This window comes from Serratia sp. ASV30 (assembly GCF_016428815.1).
GTDB lineage: Bacteria > Pseudomonadota > Gammaproteobacteria > Enterobacterales > Enterobacteriaceae > Chania > Chania fonticola_C.
On the sequence record NZ_JAELTL010000272.1, the window covers coordinates 1 to 301 of the forward strand.

1 pseudogene is annotated in these 301 nt (G+C 70.1%); it reads right to left on the minus strand.

Going from position 1 to position 301, the window contains the following annotated elements:
• Positions 1-106, minus strand: a pseudogene (locus JHD74_RS26945) (VENN motif pre-toxin domain-containing protein); the annotation flags it as partial.
• Between the last annotated feature and the right edge of the window lie 195 nt (positions 107-301).

Sequence of the window (301 nt, forward strand, 5' to 3'; positions counted from 1 at the left end):
CCACAGCGTTAGCGGTGCTATCACCCGTCACACCGCCAGCTAAACCTGCTGCCAGCGTCGATAGCGCACTGAGACTCTGCTTCTGCTCCTCACTCAGTTTAGCAATTTTTTCCGGCGTGTCTGCACCTGTCTCTTATACACATCTCCGAGCCCACGAGACAGGAGGTATCATCGCGTATGCCGTCTTCGGCTTGAAAAGGGGGGGGGGGGGGGGGGGGGGGGGGGGGGGGGGGGGGGGGGGGGGGGGGGGGGGGGGGGGGGGGGGGGGGGGGGGGGGGGGGGGGGGGGGGGGGGGGGGGGG